The organism is Aliirhizobium cellulosilyticum (assembly GCF_014198105.1).
In the GTDB taxonomy this organism is placed as follows: Bacteria; Pseudomonadota; Alphaproteobacteria; order Rhizobiales; family Rhizobiaceae; genus Neorhizobium; species Neorhizobium cellulosilyticum.
The window spans coordinates 110821-118984 of sequence record NZ_JACIGW010000010.1 but is presented as its reverse complement, the minus strand read 5'-3'; the positions used below and the strand labels follow the sequence as shown (position 1 = coordinate 118984).

Annotated in this window: 6 protein-coding genes and 1 pseudogene; 4 read left to right on the top strand and 3 right to left on the bottom strand. The window is 58.9% G+C overall.

Features of this window, described 5'->3' with window-relative positions:
* Window positions 1-62: 62 nt before the first annotated feature.
* Window positions 63-1910, top strand: a pseudogene (locus tag GGE33_RS25195) (AMP-binding protein); the annotation flags it as partial.
* 62 nt (window positions 1911-1972) lie between these two features.
* On the opposite strand, the gene GGE33_RS25190 reads toward GGE33_RS25195, so the two are convergent.
* Window positions 1973-2686, bottom strand: coding sequence for a DUF1013 domain-containing protein (locus GGE33_RS25190; RefSeq protein ID WP_183829607.1), 714 nt, complete (start codon window positions 2684-2686; stop codon window positions 1973-1975).
* A gap of 252 nt (window positions 2687-2938) precedes the next feature.
* On the opposite strand from GGE33_RS25190, the gene acs reads away from it, so the two are divergent.
* A complete protein-coding gene (acs, locus tag GGE33_RS25185) occupies window positions 2939-4894 on the top strand; it encodes an acetate--CoA ligase (protein WP_183829604.1) in 1956 nt (651 codons plus the stop codon).
* Between the two features lie 11 nt (window positions 4895-4905).
* On the opposite strand, the gene GGE33_RS25180 is transcribed toward acs, so the two are convergent.
* Together GGE33_RS25180 and GGE33_RS25175 are read right to left on the bottom strand one after the other, a co-directional pair.
* A complete protein-coding gene (locus GGE33_RS25180; RefSeq protein ID WP_183829601.1) occupies window positions 4906-5349 on the bottom strand; it encodes a thermonuclease family protein in 444 nt (147 codons plus the stop codon).
* A gap of 67 nt (window positions 5350-5416) precedes the next feature.
* The gene (locus tag GGE33_RS25175; RefSeq protein ID WP_148143801.1) at window positions 5417-5635 is read right to left on the bottom strand and encodes a DUF1674 domain-containing protein; all 219 of its coding nucleotides are present in this window, start codon (window positions 5633-5635) and stop codon (window positions 5417-5419) included.
* A gap of 135 nt (window positions 5636-5770) precedes the next feature.
* On the opposite strand from GGE33_RS25175, the gene htpX reads away from it, so the two are divergent.
* Both htpX and GGE33_RS25165 read left to right on the top strand, forming a co-directional pair.
* Window positions 5771-6748 carry a zinc metalloprotease HtpX gene (gene htpX / locus GGE33_RS25170; protein ID WP_183829598.1) on the top strand — a complete coding sequence of 326 codons (978 nt, stop codon included), beginning with the start codon at window positions 5771-5773 and terminating at the stop codon, window positions 6746-6748.
* Window positions 6739-8136: an RsmB/NOP family class I SAM-dependent RNA methyltransferase gene (locus GGE33_RS25165; protein WP_394353694.1), complete on the top strand. Its 1398-nt coding sequence runs from the start codon at window positions 6739-6741 to the stop codon at window positions 8134-8136. Before htpX ends, GGE33_RS25165 begins: the two co-directional genes overlap by 10 nt.
* Window positions 8137-8164 lie beyond the last annotated feature (28 nt).

Here is an 8164-nt window from a genome sequence, read left to right as displayed (position 1 = left end):
CTATTTGTCGCCAGCAGAATTTGAAACCCAACTCGCCCAGCAGGCGGCTTAGTTTGCGTTGTTTCGATGGTCCAGCCCGAGGGGTTCACTCCAATCAGGGTGTCTATGGCCGCTGGTTTGTCGGGGCCGAGACGAATACCTGCTTCAACTGCCTTGATCGGCATGTCGCAGCCGGACGCGGTGAGCAGGCCGCCTTCATTTACGACAGCGCCATGACCGGGGAGCGCAAAAGCTTCACCTATGCGGAGGTTCTTTCCGAAGTGAAGGCGATTGCTGCAGTGCTTGCAGATCTCGGCATTGGCAAGGGTGATCGGGTGGTCATCTATATGCCGATGGTGCCGGAAGCGGTGTTTTCCATGCTCGCCTGCGCCCGTCTCGGCGCGGTGCATTCCGTCGTTTTCGGCGGGTTTGCGGCACAGGAGCTGGCGGCGCGGCTGAACGATTCGCAAGCGAAACTAATTATTTCTGCAAGCTGTGGGCTGGAGCCCGGTCGTGTGGTTGCCTACAAGCCGCTGGTCGACAAGGCGATCGAACTGGCAGCGGTGAAGCCTGACAATTGCCTCATACTGCAGCGCCCCCAACTCGTTGTTTCGCTCGATGCTGAACGGGGTGAACTCGATTTTGCCGCAATGGTCGAAGCAGCGCGGGGACGTGACGTGCCTTGCGTGCCGGTAAACGCCACGGACCCGCTTTACATTCTTTACACATCCGGCACGACCGGGCAGCCAAAGGGTGTGGTGCGCGACAATGGCGGGCATATGGTGGCGCTGTTATGGACGATGCCGAATGTTTTCGGTGTCTCACCCGGTGAGGTATTCTGGGCAGCATCGGATATCGGCTGGGTCGTCGGTCATTCCTACATCGTTTACGCGCCGCTTCTGAACGGCAATACAAGTGTTATCTTCGAAGGGAAGCCGGTTGGAACACCGGATGCCGGGACATTCTGGCGCGTCGTTGCTGAGCATGATGTCAAAGTCTTTTTCACCGCACCGACGGCATTTCGAGCGATCCGTCGCGATGATCCCGAAGGCGAACTGGTCGAAAACCATGATCTGCTGGGATTGCGGGCTCTGTTTCTTGCCGGCGAGCGCCTCGACCCGGAGACGCTCAAATGGGCTGAGCAAAAGCTGAAGGTACCGGTGATCGATCACTGGTGGCAGACGGAAACCGGCTGGCCTGTCGTTGCAAACCCGGTGGGGCTGGGCCTGATGCCGTTCAAGCCCGGCTCGCCGACGCGGGTTCTGCCGGGATATGCAATCGATGTGGTCGATGATGCCGGCATGCCCGTGCCAAAAGGCATACTCGGCAATATCGTCCTCAAACTTCCCCTGCCCCCAGGCTGCCTGCCGACATTCTGGAATGCCGACGAGCGGTTCCGCGAAAACTGCCTCGAAGAGTTTCCCGGTTACTACAAGACGGCAGATGCCGGGATTATCGATGACGACGGCTATATTTTCGTGATGGCGCGCACCGACGATATCATCAATTGCGCCGGCCACCGGCTGTCCACGGGCTCGATGGAAGAGGTCTGTGCAAGACATCCGGATGTCGCCGAGTGTGCGGTCATCGGCGTCAAGGACAAGGTCAAGGGTCAGATCCCCTGCGGTTTCCTGGTGCTGAAGAACCATGTTTCACGGGAAACTTCCGAGATCGCCGCGGAGGTGGCCGGCATGGTCCGCAACGAGATCGGGCCGGTTGCCGCCTTCAAGACGGTGATGGTGGTGCCGAAACTGCCCAAAACCCGATCAGGCAAAATCCTTCGCGGCACGATGCAGAAGATTGCCGACGACATGCCATGGACCATGCCGGCGACGATCGAGGATCCGGGGGCGCTGGATGTGGTTCGGGAAACTCTTTGGAAGAACGGCTTTGCTCATCAAGAAAAGAGCACGGCGGCGCCGGTCGGATGAGCCAAAAAGAAAAGCCCCGGAGATGATCCGGGGCTTTTGAATTCCTTGAGAGAGGCGAACGCTTAGAAGCGATCTTCCTCGTCTTCCTCTTCGGTGCGGGTGGACTTGAGGGAGGAAAGCTTGGCGAAGACGGCGTCTGCGTCGATTTCCTTCTCTTCCTCACGCTCATTGCGGTAATCGCCGAAGCCGAGGTTTTCGGTCTCGGATGCCGGCTGCAGGGACGCGCCGAGTTCGGCAGCGGTTGGCAACGGACGGTTCTTGGAAGCCTTTTCGACTTCGAGGTCGAGGTCGATCTGCGAGCAGAGGCCGAGCGTTACCGGGTCCATCGGAGCGAGGTTCGCGGCGTTCCAGTGGGTGCGCTCGCGGATCTGTTCGATGGTTGACTTGGTCGTGCCGACGAGACGCGAAATCTGGGCGTCCTTCAGTTCCGGGTGGTTGCGAACCAGCCAGAGAATGGCGTTCGGGCGGTCCTGGCGCTTCGAGACCGGCGTGTAACGCGGGCCGCGACGCTTGGATTCCGGAACGCGAACCTTCGGCTCGGAAAGCTTCAGCTTGTGATTGATGTCCCTTTCGCCGCGTTCGATTTCGTCGCGGGAAAGCTGGCCGGTGGCGATCGGGTCGAGGCCTTTGATACCCTGGGCGGCTTCACCATCGGCGATCGCCTTGACCTCGAGCGGATGCAGTTTGCAGAACTGCGCGATCTGGTCGAAGGAGAGGGCCGTATTGTCGACAAGCCATACTGCGGTGGCCTTCGGCATAAGCAATTGTTGAGCCATGGGTATAGTTCCTCTGTCCGTCCGCGCCGGTGTCGCGGGCCGTGGGTATCAACCACAATTTCCGGGAATTCATCGCCGTATAATCGAATTAGGACAGAATTGCAATTCTCTGAAACAGGATCCTTGTCGATCGCATTTCAGACCCTCACAGCCATTTGTCTAATTGCCGCTTCCGCCCCAATTGCTATGAATGCCAAAATGTCGCACCGATGACGTATGTCAGGTCGACGGTGCAAGTGAGGGAGGAATCACATGTCCGAAAAAGTCTATCCGGTTCTCAAGTCCACCAAGGCTAAAGCGCTCATCGACAAGGACAAATACGAAAAGTGGTATGAGGAGAGCATCGAGGATCCGGACAAGTTCTGGGGCAAGCATGGCCGCCGGATCGACTGGTTAAAGCCCTACACGAAAGTGAAGAACACGTCCTTCAAGGGACGGGTTTCGATCAAGTGGTTCGAGGACGGGCTGACAAACGTCTCCTACAATTGCATCGACCGCCACTTGAAAACCCATGGTGAACGCACCGCGATCATCTGGGAAGGCGACAACCCCTATATCGACAAGAAGATCACCTATAACCAGCTCTATGATCAGGTTTGCCGCATGGCGAACGTGTTGAAAAAGCACGGAGTAAAGAAGGGCGATCGCGTCACCATCTACATGCCGATGATCCCGGAAGCGGCTTATGCGATGCTGGCCTGCGCACGTATCGGCGCGGTGCATTCGGTCGTCTTCGGCGGGTTTTCACCGGAGGCACTGGCGGGTCGCATCGTCGACTGCCAGTCGACATTCGTGATCACTTGCGACGAGGGCGTGCGAGGCGGAAAGCCGGTGCCGCTGAAGGAGAATACCGACAAGGCGATCCATATCGCGGCGCGCCAGTATGTGACGGTGAACAAGGTTCTGGTCGTGCGCCGTACCGGCGGCAAGACCAACTGGGCGCCGGGCCGCGATATCTGGTACCATCAGGAAATCGCCACCGTGAAGGGGCATTGCGAGCCGGCGAAGATGAGGGCGGAAGATCCGCTGTTCATCCTCTACACGTCCGGTTCGACCGGCAAGCCGAAAGGCGTTCTGCACACGACAGGCGGTTATCTCGTCTATGCGGCGATGACCCATGAATATACGTTCGATTATCAGGATGGCGATATCTATTGGTGCACGGCCGACGTGGGCTGGGTCACTGGGCATTCCTATCTCGTCTATGGGCCGCTGGCGAATTGCGCCACGACGCTGATGTTCGAAGGCGTGCCGAATTTTCCCGATCAGGGCCGGTTCTGGGAAATCGTCGACAAGCATAAGGTCAACATCTTCTACACGGCACCGACTGCGATCCGATCACTGATCGGGGCTGGTGACGATTTCGTCAAGCGCTCGTCGCGCGAAAGCCTTCGCCTGCTCGGCACGGTCGGCGAGCCGATCAACCCGGAAGCCTGGGAATGGTATTACAACGTGGTCGGCGAAAAGCGCTGCCCGGTGGTGGATACCTGGTGGCAGACCGAAACCGGCGGTCACATGATTACGCCGTTGCCCGGCGCCACGGACCTGAAACCCGGATCGGCCACCAAGCCGTTCTTCGGGGTGAAACCGCAGCTCGTCGATAACGAGGGCAATGTTCTCGAAGGGGCTGCCGATGGAAACCTCTGCATCACCGATAGCTGGCCGGGTCAGATGCGCACCGTCTACGGCGATCACGAACGTTTCATTCAGACCTATTTCTCCACCTACAAGGGGAAATATTTCACCGGCGACGGCTGCCGGCGCGACGAGGATGGCTATTACTGGATTACCGGCCGCGTCGATGACGTGCTTAACGTGTCGGGCCATCGTCTGGGTACGGCGGAAGTGGAATCGGCGCTGGTCTCGCACCATCTCGTATCGGAAGCGGCCGTGGTCGGTTATCCGCATGGCATCAAGGGTCAGGGCATCTATTGCTATGTGACTCTGATGGCCGGCAATGCCGGCACTGATGAATTGCGGCAGGAGCTTACCAAGCATGTTCGCAACGAGATCGGTCCGATTGCGGCGCCAGACAAGATCCAGTTTTCGCCGGGCCTGCCGAAAACCCGTTCCGGCAAGATCATGCGCCGTATCCTTCGCAAGATCGCCGAGGACGATTTCGGAGCACTTGGGGATACATCGACGCTTGCCGACCCCGCAGTGGTGGATGACCTGATCGCCAATCGTCAGAACAAGGTCGACGCTTGATTTGAGAACCCTCAGCTGCCGCAAGTCTCTCTTGGCTTGCGGCCGCCATCATAGCTGCGGACAAGGCCGGCGAGCAGCAGGCCGTCTGCCACGCTATGACCGTCCGACAGGATGACATCGGCAACGATGCGACCGAAATATTTATCACCGGCAATTCGCGTCAGCTGGATGGTGGGTGATTGCGCGGCCATGCTTTCGAGGGATTGTCGGGCATCCTGCCCCGCTGCTCGCACCGCTTCGCATTTCGATTTAAGTTCAGGTGCGTCTATGCCGCGAATGCGGACATAGACTTCCATTTTCTGCTGCGGCCATGGCTGGGCTTCGACCAGCAGAGTGTCTCCATCGATGACCCGGAGAATTTCCGCAGAGACCGGGCCGGAGATTTCGTCGCGTGCCTGCGCCCCGGCCACGAAGACCGACAGAATGACTGCGATGGAAAATAGCGCCCTGATCATGAAAGGAATAAATTCCGATCATAATTCGAAGTCAATAGGAATTTTATCTTATGTCCCGGACCACGATCTAGAAGTCGATGGCGCGGCCGTTGATTTCCCAGTCGCCGAAGCGGGCTGGATCCGCGCCGCCGCGGCCGCCGAATTCTTCCGGCATATTGGCCTTGGCCTCTGCCTGGCGGCGTTCTTCCGCTTCCTTCAGCGCGCGCTGTGCCGCGGGTGAAAGCGGCTTTTTCGCTGCACCATCCTCAGAGATGTTTTCCATGTTGTCGTTGTCCGCGCTTTGCATGTCCCGCATCACCGCAAGGTTTATTGAAAAATCAGGTCGAATTGACCACATGATAGGGCGTTCATAACCGCTAGAAAACCCTTGGGCGATTATTCGTATCGCGTAAGGGACGAAATCGGCAACGGAGAGATGACGATGAATGTGATGCGCACCGCCATGCTTCTGGCCTTCATGACCGCCCTGTTCATGGGGATCGGGTTTCTGATCGGCGGCAAGGGCGGCATGATGATCGCATTGGTGATCGCAGCCGGCATGAACCTGTTTTCCTATTGGAATTCCGACAAGATGGTGCTGCGCGCCTATCACGCCCAAGAGGTGGACGAGCGCACGGCTCCGGAATTCTACCGGATGATCCGTGATCTTTCGGCCAATGCCGGTTTGCCAATGCCGAAGGTTTATATTTACGACAATCCGCAGCCGAATGCGTTTGCGACGGGCCGTAATCCGGAAAACGCTGCCGTCGCGGCCTCGACCGGGCTTTTGCAGCGCCTGACGCATGAGGAAGTCGCGGGTGTCATGGCGCATGAACTGGCGCATGTGCAGAACCGCGACACGCTGATCATGACCATTACCGCAACGCTGGCAGGTGCGATTTCCATGCTCGGCAATTTCGCGTTCCTGTTCAGTGGCAATCGCGAGAACAACAACAACCCGTTCGGGTTCATCGGCGTGCTCGTTGCGATGATCGTGGCACCCTTCGCTGCCATGCTGGTGCAGATGGCGATCAGCCGTACGCGCGAATATTCAGCCGACCGTCGTGGTGCAGAAATCTGCGGTAACCCGATGTGGCTTGCTTCCGCGCTTGCCAAGATTGCCGGTTCCGCGCATTCGATCCCTAATTACGAGGCTGAGCGCAATCCGGCGACGGCGCATATGTTCATTATCAATCCGCTTTCCGGCGAGCGCATGGACAATCTGTTCTCGACGCACCCGAATACCGAAAACCGCATCGCTGCGCTTCAGCAAATGGCGAGTGAGTCTCGCGGTGGTGGGTCGACGGGATCGTTTTCGGCTGGTAGACCCCAGCGCACCGCGCGCTCCGTGCCGAATTCAGGTGCAAACAACCCCTGGGGCCGCGGATCGGATGAACCGCGCAAAGGTCCCTGGTCTTGAACGAGCCAAAAAACAAGAAACCGCACAAAAACTCGCCCAGGAAGCCGGCACCTGATCGTACAGGTTCCGAGCCGAGAAAACCCGGGTTCGAAGTTCGGGCGACGGCCGCGAAGCTGCTTGCAGCCGCCGTCGATCGCAAGACGTCGCTCGATGGCATGCTGGACCTGACCCATGGCAATCCCGCCTACAAGGCACTGAACGATGCCGACCGGGCGCTGACACGCGCCATCCTGACCACTGCGCTTCGCCACCTGCCGCGGCTTGAAGCGGCCATTGCCTCGATGATCGAAACGCCGCTGCCGGAAGGCGCGCGTGCACTCCAGCATGTTCTGGTGGTTGCCGCCGCGCAGATCCTGCATCTGGATGTGCCGTCCCATGCCGCAGTCGATCTTGCTGTCGAACAGGCCAATCGCGATCCGCGCAATCGCCGTTTCGCCAAACTCGTCAATGCCGTTTTGCGTCGGCTGGCGCGCGAAAAGGACGAGGTTCTGGCGGCAACCGCTTCCATTTCGCCGGTGCCGGACTGGTTCCGTGCACGGCTCGTGAGCGCCTATGGCAAAGCGGAAGCAACCCGGATTGCCGAGGCGCAGCTTACGCCGCCGGCTATCGACCTGACGGTCAAGCGTGATCCGCAGGCATGGGCGGAAAAGCTCGGGGCAAGGGTCCTGCCGACCGGCAGTATCCGTCTTGGAGAATTCGAAGGATCGGTGACCGCGCTCGAAGGTTTCGACCAAGGCGATTGGTGGGTTCAGGACGCTGCAGCCAGCATTCCGGCAAAGCTGTTCGGGGATCTGAAGGGCAAGCGTGTGGCGGATCTCTGCGCGGCGCCAGGCGGCAAGACTGCCCAGCTGATTGCAGCCGGTGCAGTGGTAACGGCCGTCGAACAATCATCCAACCGTCTCGCGCGGTTGAAGGAAAACCTTGGCCGTCTCGGCATGAGTGCCGAGCTGGTGGGAGGGGACCTGTTCAAATATTCGCCTGAAGAAAAGCTCGACGGCATTCTTCTCGATGCGCCCTGCTCGTCCACTGGCACGACGCGCCGGCATCCGGACGTGCTCTGGACCAAGGGCATGCAGGATATCGAAAAGCTAGCGGCGCTTCAGGAAAAGATGCTGCGACATGCGGTGACTCTGGTGAAAAGCGGCGGCATGATTGTCTTTTCGAACTGCTCGCTGGATCCGCTGGAGGGCGAAGAGCTGATCGAACGGGTTCTGGCCGATACTCCGTCCGTGAAGCGGGTGCCGGTCGACCCAGTGAACTGGCCTGGGCTTGAAAACGCAATCACGGCTCAGGGCGATTTCAGGACGACGCCGGCGATGATCCCGCCTTCGGATGGTTTTGCCGGCGGCATGGATGGTTTCTTTGCCAGCGTGTTGCGCGTCGAGTAAGGTTTTATTCACCATACCGGCAGCATAC